This is a genomic window from Allobosea sp. BE125 (genome assembly GCF_031456075.1).
Lineage (GTDB): Bacteria > Pseudomonadota > Alphaproteobacteria > Rhizobiales > Beijerinckiaceae > Allobosea.
This window is the reverse complement of the sequence record NZ_JAVDTY010000009.1, coordinates 41,807-63,843: the sequence shown is the minus strand read 5'-3', so window position 1 is coordinate 63,843 and position 22,037 is coordinate 41,807. Positions and strand designations below refer to the sequence as shown.

Sequence of the window (22,037 nt, the reverse complement as noted above, 5' to 3'; positions counted from 1 at the left end):
GCTCTCCTCAAATTGACCAGGTGCGCGGCAGCGCACGACCGGTCAAATGCCCGAGCAGCGTGACGAGGGCGCGACGGAGCGCCTGTGCATCCGGTGAGAGCAGACGGACCACCAGGATATCGGAGACGATGCCGGCGCCCGCCTCGACATCGGGAAGGGCGTCGGCGAGCAGCCCGCGCACATCATCGAGCCCCAGGAGGTGCTCAGGCCCCACTGCGACCAGCGTGGCGGAGGCGCGCGCGCCAGCGGCGATCGCAGGGCGCGCAAGGCTCCCCGCCACAGCCCCTTCGAGCCGCAGATCATCGGCGAAGACCAGCCTGCCCTCACGCCGGATGCGCCAGCGATCACGCAGCGAGCCTCGCAGCATCGCCTCGCCCATGGCGCTGCGGCCGAAGAAGACCGACTCGCAGGCGACGAGCCTGGCATCCGCCGCGAGATCGATCGTCAGGTTGCGCGCGAGCCTGGCGCCCGAGAACAGGATGCTTTCCTGCGGCAGCCAGGCCAGGCTCGCGCCCGCCTTGAGCGTGAGCGCCGTGTCGATGCGCGTCTCAGTGCCCTGGCTGCGATAGATCTTCTCGGCGGCCTGGCTGGTGATGACCGCGTCACTGCCGGCCTCCAGCACGGCTGCGACCCGCATCGCGTCGCCGCCGGCCATGCCGCCGCCGGTGTTGATCAGCACAGCCTCGCAGCTTGCGTCGAAGGTCGTGGGAAAACGGGCGCGGTAGCCGCCCGATTCCGCCAGTTCGAGACGATGCGTCCGCGCCCCGACCCGGCCGAAGCGCAACCGCACGCCACCATCGGCCCGCACATAGGCCGGCAACAACGGATCATGGGCTGCCGGAACGGGCGGCGCGAACATGGCAAACCTTGAAACAAATGAGCGCAGCCAATCTTCCGTGCGGCTCTTGTCCGAGCAAGGGCTTGCGCGAGCCCGTCTGCCTAAATTTTTGGCAGCGACTCGCCACAGAGCGACGCTCAGCCGGCCTGCGCCAGAAAGCGCTCGACCTCTTCGCGCCGCGGCGCGCCGGCGCGGCCGCCGAAGCGCGTGCATTTGATCGCGGCCGTCGCCGAGGCGAAACGGATCGCCGCGCGCTCGCCTTGCCCCTCCGCCAGCGCCAGCGCGAAGGCGCCGTGCCAGACATCGCCTGCGCCCAGCGTATCGACCGCCGCGACGGGAAAAGCGGGGATATGTGCGATCTCGCCATTCTCGACGAAGAGCACCCCCTCCTTGCCGAGCGTCACCGCCAGCCAAGTCTCGGCATCGCGGGCGACCTTGGCGAGGCCGAGGCGCGGATCCTCCTCCTCCGACAACTCCCGCAGCGCCTGCGCGCTGAAGGCGACATGGCTCGCGGTCGCGACGAGATCGGGATGGGGCGGCTTGCGGTCGGCATCAAGTACGCCGGGGAGGCCGGCCTTGCGTGCCAGGACCAGGGCGGCGAGTGCGCCCTCGCCCCAGCGCGTATCGGCCAGCACCGCGCCCGCCCCCTCCGGCAAGCTATCGGGCAGCCAATCGGGCGTCACCGGCATGGCGGGATCGGAATAGGAGATCACCATGCGCTCGCCTTCGGCATCGACCAGGATGGCGGAGACCGGCGAGCGCAGGCCGGGAGCACGGAGGGAGAAGCCGGTGTCGACGCCCTCGCCTCTGAGTTCAGCGACGATCTGGTCCCCGGTCAGATCGTCGGCGAGCCGTGTCGCCAGCCATGAACGGCCGCCGAGCCGCGCGATCGCGACCGAGGCGTTGCCGGCACAGCCGCCGCCGACTACGGCGAGATCGCGCGAGCGATATTTTTCGCCGCGCGTCGGCATGGTCTCGACGCTGTAGACATAATCGAGCGTGGCGATGCCGAGGGAGAAGACGCCGGTCATGAGCGAGCCGACGGGGTCTCCGGCCCGAAACGCAGCCCGTCAATATCGGTGTGGATGAAGTCGTTGCCTTTGTAGGCAAGCTTAAGCCCCGCCGTCCGGGCAGCGGCATAGGCGAAGCAATCGCCCATATTGAGACGGGCGGCATGACCGGTGAGGTGATGGTAGCGGGCAGCGCAGGCATGGGCGGCCCTCATGGCCGGTTCGCCGATATCCACGATCTCGCCCTTCACGTCGCCGATGAAGTCCATAACGGTGGCAAAAGCCTCATCGAACGTCGCCCCGTGCCTCGCCAGCCGGGACGAAGCCTCAAATACCGCCAAAGCGGAGGATCTGATCCGCGCGGATACGACAATCGCTTCGAGAGCAGCGTCGCCCTCCTGCTCCTGGAGCAGAACAGCCAAAATCACCGAGGCATCAAGAAACATCAGGCATCGCCATATTCTCGGTCGAAGAACTGCTTGTGAGACAGTCCGTCGCCCTTGAGGTCGAACTTCGCCAGACGGGCGCGCGCTTTCTCGGCGGCGGCGAAGACGAGCTTGCGCCTTTCGGCACGCCGTTCCAGCTCAAGGCGCACGGCCAAGCCGATCGCGCCCTGAAGCGTCGAGCCATCCTGTTCGGCGAGTTCGCGGACATCGCGATCGATCTGCGCGTCTCTGATGAGAATTCCCATAATCAGATCCCCTGATATCAGCTGATGATATCAGGGCCTGATATCAGAGACAACCGCGCGCCTTACCAGGCTCCGGTGTTCGGCATGCTCGTCCAAGGCTCGGCCGGCGGCTTGGGATCGCCCTTCTGCAGGATCTCGATCGAGATATTGTCGGGCGAGCGGATGAAGGCCATGTTGCCGTCGCGCGGCGGGCGGTTGATCGTGACGCCGGCCTTCATGAGCTTGTCGCAGGTGGCGTAGATATCGTCGACCTCATAGGCGAGGTGGCCGAAATTGCGGCCGCCGGTATAGACCTCCGGATCCCAGTTATAGGTCAGTTCCAGCGTCGGGCGGCCGCGGCTGCCCTGCTCCCTGACGGTCTCGACCTCGTCGGGCGCGGCCAGGAAGACCAGGGTGAAGCGGCCTTTGTCGTTCTCGATGCGGCGGGTTTCGACCAGCCCGAACTTGGTCACGTAGAAATCGAGCGCTGCGTCGAGATCGGTGACGCGGACCATGGTGTGGAGATAGCGCATCGTGGACTGCCTCTTGTTTCGATCATGGGCGGGTTGATCTCGATCCCGGATCGGGCCAAACCCTGCGCATTCCTAGAGCATGATACCAAAGAGTGGGAGCCGGTTTTCGGACCAAGCCCTGTTTTGACCCCAAATCCTGCTCTGACCCATTGATGACAGCCCGATACGGGATTTGCCATGACGAGAACGGACAACGCAGACGAGCGGCCGGCGCCGACCGCCCTGCAGATCAGCGCGATCAAGCGCCGTGCGGCGATGTTGTCCGTGATGGCCACCATCCTGCTCACGGCCGCGAAGGTCGTGGCGGCGATGATCTCGGGCTCGCTGGCCCTGTTGACCGACGCCCTCCAGGGCCTGGTCGATATCGGCTCGACCCTGTTCACCTGGTTTGCCGTCCATGCCGCCGACAAGCCGGCGGATGAGGAGCACCATTACGGCCATGGCAAGCTCGAGGCGCTGGCCGCGCTGGTCGAAACCGCGATCCTGTTCACGCTCGCCGGCGCGATCCTCTGGGAGGCCGGCTCGCGACTGTGGCTCGGCATCGCCGAATATGTCGCCGTCACGCCCGTGGTCATCGGCGTGATGCTGCTCTCGATGACCGTCGATGCGCTGCGCTGGCGCTCGCTCAGCCGCGTCGCCAAGGAGACCGGCAGCGAGGCGCTGGCCGGCGAGGCGACGCATTTCTCGACCGATTTCGTCGGCTCCGCGCTGGTGCTGGCCGGTCTCATCGGCGTCTGGGCCGGCGCGCCGCGCGCCGACACGATCGCCGCCTTCGCGATCGCGGCCTTCACCGCCTTTTCCGCCTTCAGGCTCGCCCGGCGAACCATCAACACCTTGATGGATGCCGCCCCGGAAGGCGTCAGCGAGCGCTTGAACAAGATCGCGGCGGCCGTGCCGGGCATCGTGGCGATCGACTGGATCAGGGTCCGTCCGGCCGGCGGGCGAACCTATGGCGAGATCGGCATCCGCGTCTCGCGCACCTTGCCGCTCGACCGGGTCGTGGCGATCAAGCAGGCGCTGCTCGACGCCGTGGAGAAGGAGGAGCCCGGCGCCGAGATCACCATCGCCGCCAACCCGATCCAGGTCGATGACGAGACGGCGCTGGAGAAGGTCCTGCTGATCGCGCTCAAGCTCAAGATCCCGGCGCATCACGTCACCGTCCACACCATTGGCGGACGGCTCTCGGTGAGCCTCGACATGGAGGTCGACGCCAAACTACCCCTGGGCGAAGCGCATGACATCGCGACCCGGCTGGAAGCGGCGATCCGGGAGGAATTCGGCGGCGAGACCGAGGTCGAGACCCATATCGAGCCGATGGAGACTGGTGCGCCGGCCGGCCACAACGCCGCCTGGGAGACGGTCGAGGACATCGGCAAGGCCCTTGCGGGCGAAGCCTCGAAACTCGGCGGGCCGATCCACGACATTCACAGCGTCCGCGTGCGCCAGACCGAGAACGGGCTGGTGGTGAACTATCATTGCCGCGTCGATCCCGCGCTCAATGTCGCGGCCGTTCATGCCGCCGTCGATGCGATCGAGCGGGCGGTTCGGATCGCCCGCCCGCAGGTCTGCCGGCTCGTCAGCCATGCGGAGCCGGCGCGCATGGTGACGACGCCCGATCCGCTGCCCGGATTGTGACCGCCATTCACAGCTGATGCATTCCAGGTCCACGTCCCGGTGAGAGGTTGCGGCCGCCAAACGCTGTCGCTTCCGAACAGCGAGGCATGACGAGGGACATCACTGATGAAGCCTGCCATTCTCGCGACCGCCGCCATCGCAATCGCCTTGTTTACCGGCCAAGCCGCCATGGCCCAGAGCGCCGATGACGCCAAATGGGTCGGCCAATGCCTGATCGACAATGCCGGCGGCGCGGCCGAGCCGATCGTGCGCAAATATTGCGTCTGCATGAACAACAAGATGAGCGACAACGAGACCCGCTCGATCACGCAATGGGAGAAGAGCAACCCGGCGGCGCGCGCCGCCTGCGATAAGGAAGCCGGCTGGCGTTGAGTTCCTAAGGCTCTGACGGCGCATTGAGCCCGCGCCTACCGCATCAGGCCGAATATCGTATTCGGTCTGATGCGGTAGGGTTTTGATCGGCTTGTCCCGAAAACCGGCTCCCACTTTTGGGGCCGATGCCTTTGATCCCGCATTGGCTTGCTCCGAAAACCGGTTCCCGCTTTTCGGGCCGATGCCAGAGCCGTTCGGATTGATCCGTGGAACGACAGGATCGATCCGACAGTTGACTCGGTCGGTCGACCGATATTACGCTCAGGCAACATCGGTCGTTCGACCGAACGAAGGCGCGACATCGCGGCCTTCGGCAGCTCCACGGCAAGGAGGCATCGCCATGGGTGGCATCGCTTCAGTTCTGTACGGTGTGCTGGCCTATCTGCTGTTCCTGGGCACGTTCCTTTACGCCATCGCCTTCGTCGGCAACCTGCCGGTGCCCAAGACGATCGACAGCGGCGCAGCCGGGCCGCTCGCTCCGGCGTTGCTGATCAACATGGTCTTGCTCGGGCTCTTCGCCATTCAGCACAGCGTCATGGCTCGGCCCGGGTTCAAGCGCTGGTGGACGCGTTTCGTACCGCAGTCGGTCGAGCGGACGACCTATGTGCTGCTCGCGAGCCTGGCGCTGGTACTGCTCTATTGGCAGTGGCGGCCGATGCCCGAACTGGTCTGGTCGGTGACCGCTCCGGTCGGCGCCGGGGCCTTGCAGGTCATTTTCTGGGTCGGCTGGGCCGTCGTGCTGATCAGCACCTTCCTGATCAATCATTTCGAGCTGTTCGGCCTGCGCCAGGTCCATGCCCGGCTACGCGGCCGAACATTGCCCGAGCCGGTGTTCAAGACGCCGTTCTTCTACAGGAAGGTCCGGCATCCGATCTATCTCGGCTTCCTGCTGGCCTTCTGGGCAACGCCCGCCATGACGGCCGGGCATTTGCTGTTTGCGATCGCGACCACCGGCTACATCCTGATCGGAATCTATCTTGAGGAACGCGATCTGATCGGGTTGTTCGGCGATCAGTATCGCCGCTATCGCGAGCAGGTATCGATGCTCATTCCGCTTCCCAGGCGTAAGGCTGCCGCAGATGCCTCCCCTGAAACGCCGCCCGCAGGGTTGAAGCGCCCATAGCGGCGGCGGATGATCCCAGGCGCTTCTCGGATGAGGTGCCGGCGGGGAGTTGGAAGGATTGGCATGGCGGACGCGTTGTCGAAGAAACCGGAGACCAGCGTCACGCTGCTCGAGGCGGCCAAGCAGGTGCTGCGCCAGAACGGCTATGCCGGATTGTCGACCCGCGAGGTGGCTGCTGCCGCAGGCGTGCCGCTGAGCCAGATTCACTATCACTTCGGCTCCAAGCAAGGGCTCGTGCTCGCGCTCTTCGAGTATCTGAACGCGCAGTTGCTCAATCGCCAGAACGCCATGTTCGGCGACGCGACACTCACGCTATCGGAGCGATGGGACCGCGCCTGCCAATATCTCGACGACGATATCGGCTCGGGCTATGTGCGCGTTCTGCAGGAGCTCATCGCCGCCAGTTGGCATGACCAAGCCGTCGCCGAGGTCATTCGCGCCGGGATCATGGGCTGGGTGGATCTCATCGTGGATGCCGTGCGCAGGAGCGAGCCTGAAATAGGCAGCCTGGGCCTATTCTCGCCCGAGGAGGTCGGCGCCCTCGTCGCCAACGCCTTCATCGGGGCGGAGAGCCTTTATCTCCTCGGCCTGGAAAAGCAGGGTTCGCCCCTGCGCCAATCCTTGCGGCGCGTGGGCGATCTCATTCGCATGGCGGAAGGAGCTTCGCCGAAGAGGTGACATCATGCGCGCAAAGCTGCCCGGCGAGCAGGGCTTCGTCGATCGCGACGGCGTGAAGCTGCATTACGAGATTTATGGCGACGGCCCGGAGACAATTGTTTTCCTGCCGCCCTGGAGCATCGTGCACTCCCGCGTCTACAAGGCGCAGTTGCCCTATTTCAGCGAACGCTTCCGCTGCATTGCCTATGACGGCCGTGGCAACGGCAAGTCCGACAGGCCCGCCGCTGTGGCTGCGTACGCGCTGGACAACTACCTCGCCGACGCGCTTGCCGTCATGGATGCCGCCGAGGCGGGTGAGGCCATCCTCGTGGGTCTTTCCTTTGGCGGCATGCTGGCCTGCGCGCTCGCCGCGCATCACCCCGAACGGGTGAAAGCGGCGATTCTGGGCGGGACATCGGCGAGCATAGGCCCCGGATACGCTTACGCGACACCGCAGCATTTTCTCGCCAGGCATGAACGGTTCGAGGGATGGAACAAGTACAACCGCACGTACTGGCTTCGGAACTATCCCGATTTCGCAGATTATTTCGTCCGCAACATCTTCTCTGATCCTCACTCGACCAAGCAGATCGAGGATGCAATCGGCTGGGCCAGCGACACCACGGGTTCCGTTCTGGCCAAGACCGTGGAAGCGCGCTCACTTCCGCCAGCCTTCGATGTGAGCGAGGCGATGTATCGCAGCATTCGCTGCCCGATGCTGATGATCCACGGCGAAGACGATCAGATTCAGCCCCTTTCGCGCGCGCAAGCGGTGGCGGAGGTGACCGGCGCCGAGCTCATCACGATTCCAGGTGGCGGCCATAATCCGTTCGGGCGCTATCCCGCGAAGTGCAACACGTTGATCGTCGATTTTCTCGGCCTAAAGCTCGGCATTCCCGCCCGGGAAGGCGCTGTGCGGCGGAGCGCGAAGACAGGGAAGGCGCTCTATCTGTCCTCGCCTATCGGTCTTGGACATGGTCGCCGCGACATCGCCATTGCCCGCGAGCTGCGCAAACTGCACCCGGAGCTGCGGGTCGATTGGCTGGCGCAAGATCCGGTGACGCGCCTGCTGGAGGCGCATGGCGAGCGCATCCATCCGCTCAGTCCTCGGCTCGCCAGCGAGACGCGGCACATCGAACTGGAGTCGGGCGAGCACGAACTCAATGCCTTCCAGGCCATCCGCCGGATGGATGAGGTGCTGATCGCCAATTTCATGATCTTCCAGGATGCCGTCGACGAGGGCGGCTACGATCTCGTGATCGCCGATGAGGCCTGGGACATCGACCATTATTGGCACGAGCATCCGGAGCTGAAGAGAGCCAAGCTCGCCTGGCTCACCGATTTCGTCGGCTACGTGCCCATGCCATCGGGAGGAGATCACGAAGCCTTTCTGACCACCGACTACAACGCCGAGATGATCGGGCACATTGAACGCCACCCGGCTGTTCGGGATCGTGCCATCTTCGTCGGCAATCCCGAGGATATTGCTCCGTTGTCGTTCGGCCGGGACCTGCCGGCGATGCGCGATTGGGTGCCCAGGCACTTCGATTTCGCCGGCTACGTCATCGGCGCGCACCCCGAGAGCTTTGGCGGACGGGCCGAGTTGCGCGAGAGACTCGGCTACAATCGCGGCGAGCGCGTGTGCATCGTGACGGTCGGCGGCTCGGGGATCGGCGGGCATCTGATCAGGCGCATCCTGCAAAGCCATGCGCTGGCCAGCGCGCGGCTCCCGGGCCTGCGCATGATCGTCGTCGCCGGTCCGCGCATCGATCCCGCCTCGCTCCAGGCGCCAGCAGGCGTCGAAGTGCATGCCTTCGTGCCGAACCTCGACCATCATCTTGCGGCGTGCGATCTCGCGCTGGTGCAGGGCGGGCTGACCACCTGCATGGAGCTGACGGCGGCGGGCACGCCGTTTCTCTACTTTCCGCTCCGCAATCACTTCGAGCAGAATTTTCACGTCGCCCATCGCCTCGACCGTTACGGCGCCGGGCAGCGCATGGACTACGCCACCGCGACGCCGGACATGATCGCGCAGGCCATGGTAGCAGCGCTGCAAGCACCGCCGCGATTCAGGCCGGTCGAGGCAGACGGCGCTCAACGGGCGGCCCGGATGCTTGCCGATCTCCTCTGACCCGAAGCCGGGCCATGGCGAAGCCAATGGGAGAGACCATGGGCCCGGCCCCGAAACGCCCCAGGCCTGCGGCGCGCGCGGACTTTCGAGCGGAGGAGGCTCGGGCTACACACAAGGCTTAAGAGTCGCTTCTGTCAGGTCAGTCCATGCGCGCCGAAGACACCCCCTTGATCCGCCTCGAGGACTATCGCCCGTCCGACTGGCTGATCGATACGGTCGATCTCGACATCAGCCTCGCCCCGCAGCAGACCCGCGTGCGCGCCCTGCTCGGCCTGCGGCCCAACCCGGCCGGCCAGCCAGGCGCACCCTTGATCCTCGACGGCGACGAGTTGGCGCTGAGCGAGATCAAGCTGGACGGCGCGAGCCTCGACGCGAGCGCCTTCACTGCGGGCCCGCAGTCGCTGACCGTTCATGCGCCGCCGCGGCGCGGCTTCACCCTGACGATCGAGACCGTGCTCGACCCGTCCGCCAACACCAAGCTGATGGGCCTCTACCGCTCGTCCAAGGTCTATTGCACGCAATGCGAGGCGGACGGCTTCCGCCGCATCACCTATTTCCTCGATCGGCCCGATGTGATGTCGGTCTATACGGTCAGGCTGGAGGCGGCGAAGGCCGAGGCGCCGGTGCTGCTCTCCAACGGCAACCGCGTCGCGACCGGCGAAGTGCCCGGCAGCGACCGGCATTTCGCCGTCTGGCACGACCCCCACCCCAAGCCCGCCTATCTCTTCGCCCTGGTTGGCGGTGCGCTCGACCATGTTCGCGAGGACTACGTCACCGCCGACGGCCAGCAGGTCGAGTTGGCGGTCTATGTCGAGCCCGGCAAGGCCGGGCGCGCCGGCTGGGCGCTGGATTCGCTGGTGCGCTGCATGCGCTGGGACGAGCGGGTCTTCGGCCGCAATTACGATCTCGACGTGTTCAACGTCGTCGCCGTGTCGGATTTCAACATGGGCGCGATGGAGAACAAGGGCCTCAACATCTTCAACGACAAATATGTGCTGGCCGACCCGCAGACCGCCACCGATGGCGACTACGCCTCGATCGAGGCGATCATCGCGCATGAGTATTTCCACAACTGGACCGGCAACCGCATCACCTGCCGCGACTGGTTCCAGCTCTGCCTGAAGGAGGGCCTCACCGTCTTCCGCGACCAGGAGTTCTCCTCCGATGAGCGCTCGCGCCCGGTGAAGCGGATCAGTGACGTGCGCACGCTGCGCGCGACGCAGTTCTCCGAGGACGCAGGCCCCCTCGCCCACCCGGTCAGGCCGCGTGCCTACAAGGAAATCAACAACTTCTACACGCCGACGGTCTACGAGAAGGGCGCGGAGGTGATCCGCATGCTCAAGGTCCTGATCGGCGCGGACGCCTTCAAGCGCGGCATGGACCTCTATTTCATCCGCTGCGACGGCACGGCGGCGACGATCGAGGAATTCCTTAACTGCTTCGCCGAGACCTCGGGCCGGGATCTTTCCCATTTCGCCCGCTGGTACGAGCAGGCCGGCACGCCCACCGTCGTCGCCTCGGGCCGCTATGACGCGCGGGCGAAGAGCTACACGCTCGACCTTGCCCAGACGACACCGCCGACGCCTGGCCAGACGACGAAGCAGCCGGTGGTGTTGCCCGTCGCGCTCGGTCTCGTTGGGCGGGATGGCGACCTGCCCCTGACGACCGGATCGAGCGCCTATGCCGGCGACGGGTTGATCGTGCTCGACCAGCCCTCGCTTTCGGTGGTCTTCAGCGATGTCGCGGAAGCGCCGATCCCCTCGCTGCTGCGCGGATTCTCGGCGCCGGTGCGGCTCGAACTCGATCTCGCCGATGCCGATTTGCTGCGTCTGTTCTCGGCCGACAGCGATTCCTTCAACCGCTGGCAGGCGCTGCAGAGCGTGGCGACGCGGGCCCTGGTCGCGGCCGGGCGCCCCGGCACCGACCGCACCACCCTGCTGGCGAAGGCCACCGAGATCGCAGGCGCGCTCGACCGCTTCCTGCGCGAACAGGGGCTTGCCGACCCGGCCTTCGCTGCCCAGGTGCTGCGCCTGCCGGCCCCGGCGGACATCGCCCGCGAGATCGGCGGCGATGTCGATCCCGACGCGATCTATGGCGCCCATCGCAGTCTGTCGGGCGCGATCGGGCAGGCTTTGGAAGCAACACTGGTCGGTCTGCGCGACACACTCGCCACCAAGGCCGTCTACGCTCCCGATGCGGCCTCCGCCGGTCGCCGCGCCCTACGCAACGAGGCGCTCGGGCTGATCGCCATCGCCGCCCCCGAGGCGGGAGCCCGGCTGGTGGAGCAGCAGTTTTCGAGCGCCGACAACCTGACCGACCGGCTGGCCGCGCTCGCGGCCATGACGCTGATCCCCGGAGATGCGCGCGAGAACTTGATCGGGCGCTTCGCCGAGATCTATGCCAGCGAACCGCTGGTGCTCGACAAATGGCTGATGGCGCAGGCGCTGATCGCCGAACCGGGCACGCTCGACCGCGTCAAGCGATTGATGCAGCACAAGGCCTTCTCGCTCGGCAACCCCAACCGCGTGCGCGCCCTGATCGGCGGCTTCGCGGCGAACCTGACCCAGTTCAACCGGGCCGACGGCGCGGGCTATGAATTCGTCGCCGACATGGTCGTCGCGCTCGACCGCACCAACCCCCAGGTCGCCTCGCGCCTGCTCGGCTCGTTCAAGAGCTGGAAGATGCTCGAACCCGCCCGCAAGGACCTCGCTCAGGCGTCTCTGGCGATGGTCGCGCGGACGCCTGGATTGTCGCGGGACGTCGCCGATATCGCCGAGCGCGCACTCGCCTAAAGCGTTTTCGAGCGAAGTGGACGCCGGTTCGCGTGAAGAAAGCGCGTCAAACCACAAGCCGAGAACAGGATGCGAAAAAGCGGGAACCGGTTGCTCGCATCCTGTTCTGAACGGCGCCGGGGGCCGTTCGAAACTCCGTGAGCCCTCATCCTGAGGAGCGGGCGCAGCCCGCGTCTCGAAGGATGCTCCAGGAGGCTCTGGAACTCATCTGGAGCATCCTTCGAGACGCCGTTTCGCGGCTCCTCAGGATGAGGGCTCACATGTCCAGACGGGCACCGAGGGGCCGCTTGCCCGAAACGTTAACGTTTCATTACCCGTACAGGATTCATTGATTCGATCGCCGCAACCTGGAGGCGAATTCTTACGTTCCGATTCAACTCAAGGCTAGACAAACCGGCCCGCGCGGATTCAACTCAAAGTGATTCGAGGGGATGCGGCACGTCTCCCGATCTTACTGACGGTACCGAATATCCGAAGGGGGACGGGCATGACGCGTGCCAACGCGAGCTGCGCATCTATGCGCGCAGACACGATTCTGGGGGTCGCCAGATCGCTGACGCACCCGCTTTATCGGCGTTTCGAGAGCCTCGAACCGATCTTTCGTAAAGTCTTGCCGGCGCTCGTCGCCGTGTTCATGCTCATCCTGGGCGCTGGCGCCCTGGTTCAAACCTCGGCCATGCGAGATGACGCCCTGCTCGATGCTGCAGGCGACATCGATCTCGTCTCGGCGCTGATCGTACGAGAACTTGAGATCGCGGCCCAGACCGGCGCCTCGCCTGCGTCTCTTCTTGCAACGCTGGCCTCCAGGCACCTCGCCCCGCATGGCCGCATCGTCCATGTCAGCACGGCCGACGGGCAGGTCATCGCCAGCGAGCCTGTCATCGGCCAGACCCAGCGCACGCTGGTCGACCTCCTCGGCCAGACCCAGCCGCTGACCGTGTTCGGCGACCGCGCCGGCGTGATGCGCATCACCCTGCCGGGCGCGACCGAGGTGTTCGCGACCGTCCGCAATCTTCCCGCTCCGCTCGGCCAGGTCGCCGTGATGCAGCCCGTGTCCCGGGCGCTCGCAACCTGGCAGCAGCGCCGCAGCGCGCTCCTGGCGCTGATCGGCTCTGCCGCGCTCGTGCTCGTTGCCCTCACCCTCGCCTTCATCCTGCAATCGCGGCGGGCCTCGGCCGCCGACGAGGATTGCGACCGCGTCCGCCAACGCATCGACTCCGCCTTGAACCGCGGCCATTGCGGCCTGTGGGACTGGGATCTGGCGCGTGGCCGGATCTACTGGTCGGATTCGATGTACGCCATGCTCGGCTATGACCGCTCCGGCGACTACATGTCCTTCGGCGAGGTCAGCGCTTTCATCCATCCCGACGATGTCGATCTCTACGCGCTCGCCGATGCTATCAGCCGCGGCGAGGCCGAGCATCTCGACCAGGAGTTCCGCGTGCGCGGAGCCACCGGCGAATGGGTCTGGCTCAAGGCCCGTGCCGAACTCGTGATCGACCGCCGGACCCATTCGCAGCACCTCGTCGGCATCGCCGTCGACATCTCCGAGCAGCGCAACATGGCCGAGCGCACGGCGACAGCCGATGCCCGCCTGCGCGACGCCGTCGAGGCGATCTCCGAAGCCTTCGTGCTCTGGGATGGCGACAACCGCCTCGTCCTGTGCAACGCCAAATACCAGCAGCTCCACCAGCTCCCCTCGGAACTGCTCCAGGTCGGCATCGGCCATGATCAATTGATGGCGCTGAGCGCCCAGCCCAATATCGACCGCGAGCCGGTGCGCACCATGCGCGGCACGGTCGGCGCCTCATCCTATGAGGCGCGCCTGTCTGACGGCCGCTGGCTGCAGATCAACGGCCGCCGCACCAAGGATGGCGGTTCGGTCTCGGTCGGCACCGACATCACCAAGCTGAAGCAACAGGAGGAGCGCCTGACCCAGTCGGAGCACCAGCTCCTGATGCATGTCACCGACCTCAAGGCCTCGCGCCAGAAGCTGGAAGCGCAGGCGCAGCAGCTCGCCGACATGGCCGAGCGCTATCTGGAGCAGAAGGCCGCGGCCGAGAGCGCCAACCGGGCCAAGTCGGAATTCCTGGCCAATATGAGCCATGAACTGCGTACGCCGCTCAACGCCATCATCGGCTTCTCCGAGATCATGGAGAACGGCCTGTTCGGCAGCCTCGGCTGCGACCGCTATCTCGACTATGTCCGCGATATCCGCTCAAGCGGCGGCTATCTGCTCGGCGTCATCAACGACGTCCTCGACATGGCCCGCATCGAGGCCGGCCGGATGCGGCTCGAGAAATCCGACGTCGCGGTGGGCCTGGTCATCGACGAAGCCGTCCTCAAGGCGCGCGCCGAAATCGACCGCAAGCACCTCGCTCTCCGCATCGAGGGGCCGCGCGACCTGCGCCTGGAGGCCGATCCGCATGCACTCTACCAGATCCTCGGCAATCTCATCGACAACGCGGTCAAGTTCACGCCCGAAGGCGGGCAGGTCGCGGTGCGGCTGCGCCAGGTGCCGGGTGCGCTCAACATCTACATCGAGGATACCGGCATCGGCATTCCCAAGGAGAAGATCGACCGTATCGGGCGGCCCTTCGAGCAGGTCGAGGGCGACCTCACCCGCAGCTATCAAGGCTCGGGGCTCGGCCTCGCCATCGCCCGCTCGCTGGCCGAACTGCATGGCGGCTCGCTGCGCCTGCGCTCATCGATCGGCGCCGGCACCATCGTGATGGTGCATCTGCCGCTGGATGGCGGCACTGGGCGCATCACCGCCCAGGCGGCCTGAACACTCAGCCGGCGCGGGCCGCGCCGAGCAGCTTCTGGAACAGGGCGCGGACGCCGGCGCGCATCTCGTCCAGCTCCGCCCGCAACACCTTGGCGTCCGGCCGGCCCACAGCCGTCGCGATCCGCTTGAGCACGCGCAGCGGCACGGCGGCGGGATCGATCCCCTCCTCGACGGTGAAACGCTGCCAGAGCTGAACATCGCCGATCAGCCTGTGCGCCTCGATCAGGAAGGCGGCGTCAGCCGCCGATAGCAATCCAGCCTCCCGCGCCGCGGCAAAGACCGAGGCGGTATCGGGCGCGACCAGGCCAGGGTGGCGCGCGGCATGGGCCAGCACGAGGAACTGCGCCAGGAAATCCAGATCGGTCAGGCCCCCAGTCACGAGCTTCAGGTCCCAGGGGTCGCTCTCGCCCTTCTCCTTGGCGATCAGGGTGCGCATCTCCAGCACCGCAGTTGCGACCTTCGCCGGCTTGCGCTCGCGCCGCAGGATCTGGCCGATCGCCTCCCGCGCGCGGCCCGCCAGCCCGGCATCGCCGGCGACGACGCGGGCGCGCGTCAGCGCCATCTCCTCCCAGATCTCGGCCTCGCCCGTGTGATAGGCCTCGAAACCGGAGAACTGGGTCGCCGCCGGGCTTTTGTTGCCGGTCGGCCGCAGGCGCATATCGACCTGGTAGAGCCCGCCGCGCCGTGTCGGCACCGTCAGCGCCGCCACCAGCCGCTGGGTGAAGCGGACATGCCAGGTCACGGGGTCGAGGCTTTTGGCGCCGTCGCTCGGGCCGGCGTCCTCCGGCCGGTCATAGAGCAGGATCAGGTCGAGATCGGAGGATGGCGTGAGTTCGCCCGCGCCGAGCCGGCCCAGCCCCAGCACCACCGTCTCCGCCCCGGCAATGATGCCATGATCGGCGGCGAAGGCGGCCCGCGTATCGTCGAAGGCGACGCGCAGGCAGCCTTCGGCCACGCCGCAATAGGCCTGGCCCGCCTGCTGGGCGCGGTAGACGCCCGAAATCAGGCGCGCGCCGACCAGGAAATTCTCCTGCCGCGCCGCATCCCGCAAACGGTCGAGCCCGTCCTCGACGCTGGGCGGGGGATTGCCGACGACGGCCCTGATGCGACCGGTCAAGGCATCGGTGTCGAGATTGGCCGAGGTGAAGGCCGGGTCGATGATGCCGTCGAGGACATGGGGATAGAGCGCCGCGACCTTGGCGAGCCTGGGCGCGCTGCCGAGGATATCGGCGAAGATCGTCAGCAGCGAGGCATGCGAGCGCAGCAGCGTCAGCAATTCGACCGCAGCCGGCATGCGCACGAAGGCGTTGTCGAGATGGGCGAGCGCGCCATCGGGGTCGACGGTACGGCCGAGCGCCACCAGGAGCGCCGGCGTGAGCTCGGTCAGGACCTCGCGGGCGCGGGCGCTGGTCACGGCGGCGCGGCGGCCGAAATGCCAGCCGCGCACCGTCTCGGCGGCGGTGTTGGGATCGCGAAAGCCGAGCTTGCGCAGGGTCGCCAATGTGTCCGGGTCGAGCTCGGTGCCGGTGAAGCTCAGCGTACCCGCTTCGCTGGCCAGGCTTGGCCCTTCCTCGAAGAGCAAGGCGTAATGCCCCTCGACGCGCCTGGCATGAGCCGTCAGCGCCTTGCCGAAGGCCGCAGTCGAGGGATAGCCGCAAAAGCGCGCGAAGGCTTCCAGATCGCCCTTCGCCTTGGGCAGGGTCTGCGTCTGCTCGTCATGGCGCATCTGCAGGCGATGTTCGATCACGCGCAGATAGCGATAGGATTCGGCCAGCTCGTCGCGCGCCCTGGGCGTGATCCAACCCTCATGCGTCAGTTCGCCGAGCATCTCCAGCGTGCGCGGGCCGCGCAGGGCCGGGCGCCGGCCGCCGAAGACGAGCTGCTGTGTCTGCACGAAGAACTCGATCTCGCGGATGCCGCCGCGACCGAGCTTCACATTATGGCCCTCGACGGCGATCGTCTCATGGCCCTTCACCGTCTGGATCTGGCGCTTCATCGCATGGATGTCGGCAATCGCGGCGAAGTCGAAATATTTGCGCCAGATGAAGGGCGCGAGATCGGCAAGGAAGCGCCTGCCCAGCGCGAGGTCGCCCGCGACCGGCCGGGCCTTGATCATCGCGGCGCGTTCCCAGTTCTGGCCGACGGTCTCGTAATAGGAATAGGCACTGGGCAGCGCGACCGCGACATGGGTCGAGGCCGGGTCCGGCCGCAGGCGCAGATCGACGCGGAAGACATAGCCGTCGGGCGTACGCTCCTGGATGATGCGGGCGATGGCTTGCGTCAGCTTGACGAAGAAGCTCGACGGCTCGGCGACGCCTGCGGCCTCGGCGGTTTCAGGATCGAAGAAGACGACGATGTCGATGTCGGAGGAGTAGTTCAGCTCGCCCGCGCCATGCTTGCCGAGCGCAAGCACGACGAGGCCGCAGCCCGCGCCAGGATCGGTCGGATCGCTCAAGCGGATGCGGCCGAGATCGGCCGCCTGGCGCAGGACATGCTCGGTCGCAAGACGCACGGCGGCATCGGCCATCGCCGTCAGCGCCGCTGTGACCGTCTCGACATCCCAGACGCCGCCGATATCGGCGAGCGCGATCAGGAGCGCCATCGCCTGCCGGAAGCGGCGTAGCGCGCGCATGAGCTCGGCCGTCTCGACGCCCGATGCGGCGGTCGCCGCGATCTCGGCCAGCAAGGCATCGCGTCGTGCTTCCGGCGCTGTCGTCAGCGCCGAGACAAGAGCTGCGGGGTCAAGCCGCATGATCTGCGTCAGGAAGGGCGAATGCGCCAGGATGCCGGCGACGAGATCGACTGATGCCGGATTGGCGGCGAAGTGCTGCGTCAGAGCCTCGGCGGCCTCATCGTCGCGCAGGCGCTCGATCAGCTCGCGCGTCAGCAGCGCCTCGCGGCGGGCTTTGGCCGGCAGCACGGGCGCGGCCTTCAGTCGATCACAAAGCCGCCCGTCCATCGTCTCAGTCCCGCTGCTCCCGGAGCCTCCCCCTGGACACTCGCTCAGCCCTCGTCCTGAGGAGCGCTCCACAGGAGCGCGTCTCGAATGATGCTCCAGGAGGCTCCGGAGATATCTGGAGCATCCTTCGAGACGCCGCGTGCCGCGGCTCCTCAGGATGAGGGCTGGAGGTTCCAAACGGACTCAAGCCGACTGCAAGCCAGCAGGGTTCGGTTGCGCTGTCGAGGCCGGGAGCGCGCCGCCCTCATGCATGTCCACAGGCTTCGGCTGCGCTTGCGGCAGCGAGATCACCACGCGCAGGCCCGGCGCATTGTCCTCCAGCCTGAGCTGGCCGCCATGCAGCCTGACGACGCCGGCCGCCAGCGCCAGGCCGAGCCCGAAGCCGGGCTTGCTGCGGCTCTGGTCGAGCCTGACGAAGCGCTCCAGCACGCGGCCGCGATCGGCCTCCGGGACGCCCGGCCCATGATCGGCGACGACGAGCTCGATCTCGGAGCCGACAGGAGCCGCCGAGACGACGACCGTCGCCGCGCCCGCCTCGACCGGCTGGCCGTATTTCAGAGCGTTGTCGATCAGATTGGCGAGCGCCTGGCCGAGCAATTCGCGATTGCCCGAGACATGCAGTTCCGGCGCGACTTCGGTGACCAGCGAGAGGCCGACCTCCTCCGCCAGCGGCTCATAGAGCTCGGCCATGCCGGAGACGATCTCGGAGAGGTCCAACGCATCCATGCTGTCCTGGATGCGGCCGGTCTCGAGGCGCGCGATCATCAAGAGCGCGTTGAAGACGCGGATCAGGTTGTCGGCCTCGTCGATCGAGCCGTCGAGCGCGGCGCGCAATTCGTCGGGGGATTTCGCCGTGCGCAGCGCCTCTTCGGCGCGGTTGCGCAGCCGGGTCAAGGGTGTCTTCAGGTCATGGGCGATGTTGTCGGAGACCTGCTGCATGCCGGCCATCAATTCACCGATACGGTCGAGCATGGCATTGAGGTTCAGCGCGAGACGGTCGAGCTCGTCGCCCGTGCCCGAGATCGACAATCGGCCCTTCAGATCGCCGGCCATGATCGACTGGGCCGTGTCGGTCATGCCGTCGACGCGCTTCAGCACGCGGCGCGCCACGAACCAGCTCGCGAAGCAGCCGAGCACGAAGACCAGCAGCAGCGACCAGCCGGCCGCGCGCCGGATCACGACGCCGAGACGCTCGCGCTCCTCGACATCGCGCCCGACCAGCAGCCTGAAACCCGCAGGCAGCACGAAGACGCGCACGATTGCGCGGCTCGGCGTCTCGACCGTGTCGACGGAGCGCGCATATTCGATCTCGCTTTCACCCGGCCGGTCGAGCGCGCCGGGCGGGACGGCCTCGACATTGCCGGCGAGGCGCTCGCCCACCGGCGTGGTGACGAGATAGAGCGAGGCGCCGGGCCCACGCGAGCGCCGCTCGATGACGTTGACGAGCCGCCTGATGCCGCCCTGGCGCTGCTGCTCCGCAAGTCCCTGGATCTCGGCGTCGATGGTCGAGCGGATCTGGTCGTCGAGCAGGCGCCTGGCGTTCCAGGCGACATAGCCCAGCACGAAGCCGGCGAAGAGCGCGAAGATGACGAGATAGACCGCCGTCAGCTTGAAGGCGGTGGTGCGGAACAGGTTTGGCAGCAGATGCGTGGTCGTCTTGCGCGGAATGCTCTGCGCAGCCGCGCCCTGCCCGCCGGGATCAGCGCGCCGTGTCACGGACCATATATCCCGCGCCGCGAATGGTGTGGATCATCGGGTGTTCGAAGCCCTTGTCGACCTTGGCGCGCAGGCGGCTGACATGCACGTCGATGACATTGGTCTGGGGGTCGAAATGATAGTCCCAGACGTTTTCCAGCAGCATGGTGCGCGTCACCACCTGCCCGGCATGCTTCATCAGATATTCGAGCAGGCGGAATTCGCGCGGCTGCAGCGGAATCTCCTCCTCGCCGCGCGCGACGCGATGGGCGAGCCGGTCGAGCGCGAGATCGCCGACGCGATAGGTCGTGGGCTCGGACGCCGGCGCGGCGCGGCGGCGCGACAGCACCTCGACCCGCGCGAGCAGTTCGGAGAAGGCATAAGGTTTCGGCAGATAGTCATCGCCGCCGGCGCGCAGGCCTTTCACCCGGTCATCGACCTGCGCCAGCGCCGAGAGGATCAGCGCCGGGGTCACATCGTTCTGCTCGCGCAACGAGCGGATCAATGACAGCCCGTCGAGACGCGGCAGCATGCGGTCGACCACCAGCACGTCATAGCCGCCGCCCTCCGCCATGGCGTAGCCTTCTAGCCCGTCGGCGGCATGGTCGGCGACATGGCCGGCCTCGCGGAAAGCCTTGGTCAGATAGGCCGCTGCCTCGGCATCATCTTCAACGATCAAGAGTCGCATGGGATAAGCCTATCCTACAAAACGCAAAAACGGCAGGCCGGACGATACGCATCCGGCCTGCCGCGGTGAAGGCTGGTCTCCCGGTGGGGGCGACAGGAACCGTGAGACTCTAGCCTGCCCTCGTTAGGCCGCCGGCTGGCGGCCAACCTCGAAGCTGAGCTGGCGCTCCTTGCCGTCACGCCAGACCGTGAGACTGGTCTTGGTGCCCGGCGCGAACTTGGCGATCCGGCGCGAGAGGTCGCGCGCATCCTTCACCTGCTCGCCATTGACGGCGATGATGGTGTCTCCGCGCTTGACGCCGGCCTTGGCGGCCGGGCCGTTCTGCTCGGCGCTCGCGACCAGGGCGCCATGCGCCTCCTTGAGGCCGATCGCGTCGGCGACCTCGCTCGTCACCGGCTGGATCTGCACGCCGATGAAGCCGCGCGCGACCGAGCCGTCCTTCTTCAGCGCATCGACGACCTGCTCGACGGTGGCGGAGGGAATGGCGAAGGCGATGCCGACGCTGCCGCCCGAGGGCGAGAAGATCGCGGTGTTGACGCCGACGACCTGGCCTTGCTGGTTGAAGGTCGGCCCACCCGAATTGCCCTTGTTCACCGGCGCATCGATCTGCAGGTAATCGTCATAGGGACCCGAGCCGATATCGCGGCCCTGGGCCGAGACGATGCCGGCGGTCACGGTGCCGCCGAGCCCGAAGGGGTTGCCGACGGCCAACACCCAGTCGCCGATGCGCGGCTTGGCCGAGGCGAGCTGGACGTACTGGAAGTTGCCGCCATCCTTGACCTTCAGCAGCGCGAGATCGGTGCGCGGATCGGTGCCGACGACCTTGGCCTCGAGCGTCTTGCCGTCATCGGTGACGAGCTGGACCTCGACCGCGTTCTCGACGACGTGGTTGTTGGTCACGACATAGCCGTCCTGGCTGACGAAGAAGCCGGAGCCCTGGGCCATGCCCTGGCGCGGCTGCGGCCGGCCCTGGCGCGGGCCATCTTGGCCGCCTTGGCCGTCCTGGCGGAAGAAGCGACGCAGCCCGGGGGGCAGATCGTCCAGGCTGCCCTGGCCGTCCTCATCGGCGGCGGCGACGGTCTGGGTCTTGACGCGGACGGAGACGACGGCTGGCTTCACCTTCTCGACGATGTCGGCGAAGGAGGGCAGCTGCGTCTGGACGCCCGAGAGCTGAATCGGCTGGGCGAAGGCCCTGTGATCAAGCTTCAGCGCGCCATCGGCGAGACCGGCGGCAAGGCCGATGCCGAGCGTGGCGGCGCCGGCGATCAGGACGCCGCGCTTCAGAATGGATTTTGAGGTGGTGGTCGTCATGGCGAAACCCTCGGTCAGATCGGCAGGGCCTTCCCTGTCTGTGCTAGGGACCATGACGGGCGCAGCCTTACCCGGATTTGGCGCGAAGATGACGATTTCGTAAGGTTGGGGCTGCCACGCATGCCTGCACGCTTGACGGGCACTTACGCTACGGGAACACTCCGCCCGCGAACCGATAATCGCGGGGGGAGTGGCGATGAGCGTTCTCAAACATGCGGTCGCCGCCATGCTGCTGCTCGGCAGCGATGCGGCGCTGGCGCAGACTGTCACGGCCTATCAATCCGGGCTGCGGATAGCCCAGGGGCGAGGATATGCCAACGCCAACTGCTATGCGCAGGTCTTCGCCAGACACGCCGTCGTCGTCGAGAAGGCCAATGGGCGGCGCAACTGGCACGCGGCCTCGACACCCGCCTATAATGCCGAGCAACGCAGCCGATGCGGGATCGACCGGCTCGCCGATATCGCTGTTCGGCGGCAGGCGCGCGTTTCTGGCGGGAACCATTATGCCGGACCGCGATCGCAAGGCGGGGCCTATGTAATGGGCGTCAGGATCGCCGCACAGCGCGGCTATTCCGGAGAAAGAGCCCATTGCTTTGCCCGCGTTTTCACGAGCCATGCGGTCTTTCGGCCGTCGCCGCTGCGCTCAGGCGTCGTGGATTGGAACGCTCCGATCGGCCCGGCCATGCGAGGAGAAATGCAAAGCCAATGCGGCATCTCCATGTGACTTGAACCGTCATTGCGAGAAGCGTGAGCGACAAAGCAATCCAGGGGGATGTAGAGCACGCCCGCCCCTGGATTGCTTCGCTTCGCTCGCAATGACGGTTCAAACCAGATG

The 22,037-nt window shown here is 66.6% G+C and carries 17 protein-coding genes; 8 read left to right on the top strand and 9 right to left on the bottom strand.

Going from position 1 to position 22,037, the window contains the following annotated elements; genetic code table 11:
• Positions 1-7: 7 nt before the first annotated feature.
• The 5 genes from J2Y55_RS19700 to J2Y55_RS19680 all read right to left on the bottom strand — a co-directional run bounded on the left by J2Y55_RS19700 (position 8) and on the right by J2Y55_RS19680 (position 3,051).
• Positions 8-859 (bottom strand): urease accessory protein UreD, encoded by an 852-nt coding sequence (locus tag J2Y55_RS19700; RefSeq protein WP_310157034.1) that lies wholly within the window; start codon positions 857-859, stop codon positions 8-10.
• Positions 860-975: 116 nt separating this feature from the next.
• On the bottom strand, positions 976-1,869 hold the full coding sequence (locus J2Y55_RS19695) for a PfkB family carbohydrate kinase (protein ID WP_310157032.1): 894 nt from the start codon (positions 1,867-1,869) through the stop codon (positions 976-978).
• Complete coding sequence (locus J2Y55_RS19690) at positions 1,866-2,294, bottom strand: type II toxin-antitoxin system VapC family toxin (protein WP_310157030.1); 429 nt, start codon at positions 2,292-2,294, stop codon at positions 1,866-1,868. Before J2Y55_RS19690 ends, J2Y55_RS19695 begins: the two co-directional genes overlap by 4 nt.
• Complete coding sequence (locus tag J2Y55_RS19685) at positions 2,294-2,539, bottom strand: type II toxin-antitoxin system VapB family antitoxin (protein ID WP_310157028.1); 246 nt, start codon at positions 2,537-2,539, stop codon at positions 2,294-2,296. Before J2Y55_RS19685 ends, J2Y55_RS19690 begins: the two co-directional genes overlap by 1 nt.
• 62 nt (positions 2,540-2,601) lie before the next feature.
• Positions 2,602-3,051: a VOC family protein gene (locus tag J2Y55_RS19680; protein ID WP_310157026.1), complete on the bottom strand. Its 450-nt coding sequence runs from the start codon at positions 3,049-3,051 to the stop codon at positions 2,602-2,604.
• A gap of 177 nt (positions 3,052-3,228) precedes the next feature.
• Here J2Y55_RS19680 and J2Y55_RS19675 point away from each other — a divergent pair, with 177 nt between their 5' ends.
• From J2Y55_RS19675 to J2Y55_RS19645, 7 genes are all read left to right on the top strand, one after another.
• A complete protein-coding gene (locus tag J2Y55_RS19675; RefSeq protein WP_310157024.1) occupies positions 3,229-4,686 on the top strand; it encodes a cation-efflux pump in 1,458 nt (485 codons plus the stop codon).
• A 105-nt stretch (positions 4,687-4,791) separates the two neighbouring features.
• Complete coding sequence (locus J2Y55_RS19670; protein ID WP_310157023.1) at positions 4,792-5,058, top strand: hypothetical protein; 267 nt, start codon at positions 4,792-4,794, stop codon at positions 5,056-5,058.
• A gap of 340 nt (positions 5,059-5,398) precedes the next feature.
• The gene (gene mddA / locus J2Y55_RS19665) at positions 5,399-6,181 is read left to right on the top strand and encodes a methanethiol S-methyltransferase (RefSeq protein ID WP_310157021.1); all 783 of its coding nucleotides are present in this window, start codon (positions 5,399-5,401) and stop codon (positions 6,179-6,181) included.
• Positions 6,182-6,190: 9 nt separating this feature from the next.
• Complete coding sequence (locus J2Y55_RS19660) at positions 6,191-6,859, top strand: TetR/AcrR family transcriptional regulator (protein WP_310157019.1); 669 nt, start codon at positions 6,191-6,193, stop codon at positions 6,857-6,859.
• Positions 6,860-6,863: 4 nt separating this feature from the next.
• Entirely contained in the window at positions 6,864-8,969 is a 2,106-nt protein-coding gene (locus tag J2Y55_RS19655) for an alpha/beta hydrolase (RefSeq protein ID WP_310157017.1), read from the top strand.
• Positions 8,970-9,115: 146 nt separating this feature from the next.
• The gene (pepN, locus tag J2Y55_RS19650; protein ID WP_310157015.1) at positions 9,116-11,761 is read left to right on the top strand and encodes an aminopeptidase N; all 2,646 of its coding nucleotides are present in this window, start codon (positions 9,116-9,118) and stop codon (positions 11,759-11,761) included.
• A 487-nt stretch (positions 11,762-12,248) separates the two neighbouring features.
• The gene (locus J2Y55_RS19645) at positions 12,249-14,549 is read left to right on the top strand and encodes a PAS domain-containing sensor histidine kinase (protein WP_310157012.1); all 2,301 of its coding nucleotides are present in this window, start codon (positions 12,249-12,251) and stop codon (positions 14,547-14,549) included.
• A 4-nt stretch (positions 14,550-14,553) separates the two neighbouring features.
• On the opposite strand, the gene J2Y55_RS19640 is transcribed toward J2Y55_RS19645, so the two are convergent.
• The 4 genes from J2Y55_RS19640 to J2Y55_RS19625 all read right to left on the bottom strand — a co-directional run bounded on the left by J2Y55_RS19640 (position 14,554) and on the right by J2Y55_RS19625 (position 21,202).
• Positions 14,554-17,508, bottom strand: a complete 2,955-nt coding sequence (locus J2Y55_RS19640; RefSeq protein WP_310157010.1) for a bifunctional [glutamine synthetase] adenylyltransferase/[glutamine synthetase]-adenylyl-L-tyrosine phosphorylase — start codon at positions 17,506-17,508, stop codon at positions 14,554-14,556.
• Positions 17,509-17,691: 183 nt separating this feature from the next.
• Complete coding sequence (locus J2Y55_RS19635) at positions 17,692-19,176, bottom strand: HAMP domain-containing sensor histidine kinase (RefSeq protein WP_310157499.1); 1,485 nt, start codon at positions 19,174-19,176, stop codon at positions 17,692-17,694.
• Between the two features lie 31 nt (positions 19,177-19,207).
• Positions 19,208-19,891 (bottom strand): response regulator transcription factor, encoded by a 684-nt coding sequence (locus tag J2Y55_RS19630; protein ID WP_069690458.1) that lies wholly within the window; start codon positions 19,889-19,891, stop codon positions 19,208-19,210.
• Between the two features lie 123 nt (positions 19,892-20,014).
• Positions 20,015-21,202, bottom strand: a complete 1,188-nt coding sequence (locus J2Y55_RS19625; RefSeq protein ID WP_404978977.1) for a trypsin-like peptidase domain-containing protein — start codon at positions 21,200-21,202, stop codon at positions 20,015-20,017.
• A gap of 226 nt (positions 21,203-21,428) precedes the next feature.
• On the opposite strand from J2Y55_RS19625, the gene J2Y55_RS19620 reads away from it, so the two are divergent.
• On the top strand, positions 21,429-21,926 hold the full coding sequence (locus J2Y55_RS19620; RefSeq protein ID WP_310157007.1) for a hypothetical protein: 498 nt from the start codon (positions 21,429-21,431) through the stop codon (positions 21,924-21,926).
• The last annotated feature ends 111 nt before the right edge of the window (positions 21,927-22,037 follow it).

Coding starts and splice junctions, on each gene's coding strand:
- J2Y55_RS19700 (WP_310157034.1), bottom strand. CDS start 859: ATGTTCGCGCCGCCCGTTCCGGCAGCCCATGATCCGTTGTTGCCGGCC.
- J2Y55_RS19695 (WP_310157032.1), bottom strand. CDS start 1,869: ATGACCGGCGTCTTCTCCCTCGGCATCGCCACGCTCGATTATGTCTAC.
- J2Y55_RS19690 (WP_310157030.1), bottom strand. CDS start 2,294: ATGTTTCTTGATGCCTCGGTGATTTTGGCTGTTCTGCTCCAGGAGCAG.
- J2Y55_RS19685 (WP_310157028.1), bottom strand. CDS start 2,539: ATGGGAATTCTCATCAGAGACGCGCAGATCGATCGCGATGTCCGCGAA.
- J2Y55_RS19680 (WP_310157026.1), bottom strand. CDS start 3,051: ATGCGCTATCTCCACACCATGGTCCGCGTCACCGATCTCGACGCAGCG.
- J2Y55_RS19675 (WP_310157024.1), top strand. CDS start 3,229: ATGACGAGAACGGACAACGCAGACGAGCGGCCGGCGCCGACCGCCCTG.
- J2Y55_RS19670 (WP_310157023.1), top strand. CDS start 4,792: ATGAAGCCTGCCATTCTCGCGACCGCCGCCATCGCAATCGCCTTGTTT.
- mddA (WP_310157021.1), top strand. CDS start 5,399: ATGGGTGGCATCGCTTCAGTTCTGTACGGTGTGCTGGCCTATCTGCTG.
- J2Y55_RS19660 (WP_310157019.1), top strand. CDS start 6,191: ATGATCCCAGGCGCTTCTCGGATGAGGTGCCGGCGGGGAGTTGGAAGG.
- J2Y55_RS19655 (WP_310157017.1), top strand. CDS start 6,864: ATGCGCGCAAAGCTGCCCGGCGAGCAGGGCTTCGTCGATCGCGACGGC.
- pepN (WP_310157015.1), top strand. CDS start 9,116: ATGCGCGCCGAAGACACCCCCTTGATCCGCCTCGAGGACTATCGCCCG.
- J2Y55_RS19645 (WP_310157012.1), top strand. CDS start 12,249: ATGACGCGTGCCAACGCGAGCTGCGCATCTATGCGCGCAGACACGATT.
- J2Y55_RS19640 (WP_310157010.1), bottom strand. CDS start 17,508: ATGGACGGGCGGCTTTGTGATCGACTGAAGGCCGCGCCCGTGCTGCCG.
- J2Y55_RS19630 (WP_069690458.1), bottom strand. CDS start 19,891: ATGCGACTCTTGATCGTTGAAGATGATGCCGAGGCAGCGGCCTATCTG.
- J2Y55_RS19625 (WP_404978977.1), bottom strand. CDS start 21,202: ATGACGACCACCACCTCAAAATCCATTCTGAAGCGCGGCGTCCTGATC.
- J2Y55_RS19620 (WP_310157007.1), top strand. CDS start 21,429: ATGCTGCTGCTCGGCAGCGATGCGGCGCTGGCGCAGACTGTCACGGCC.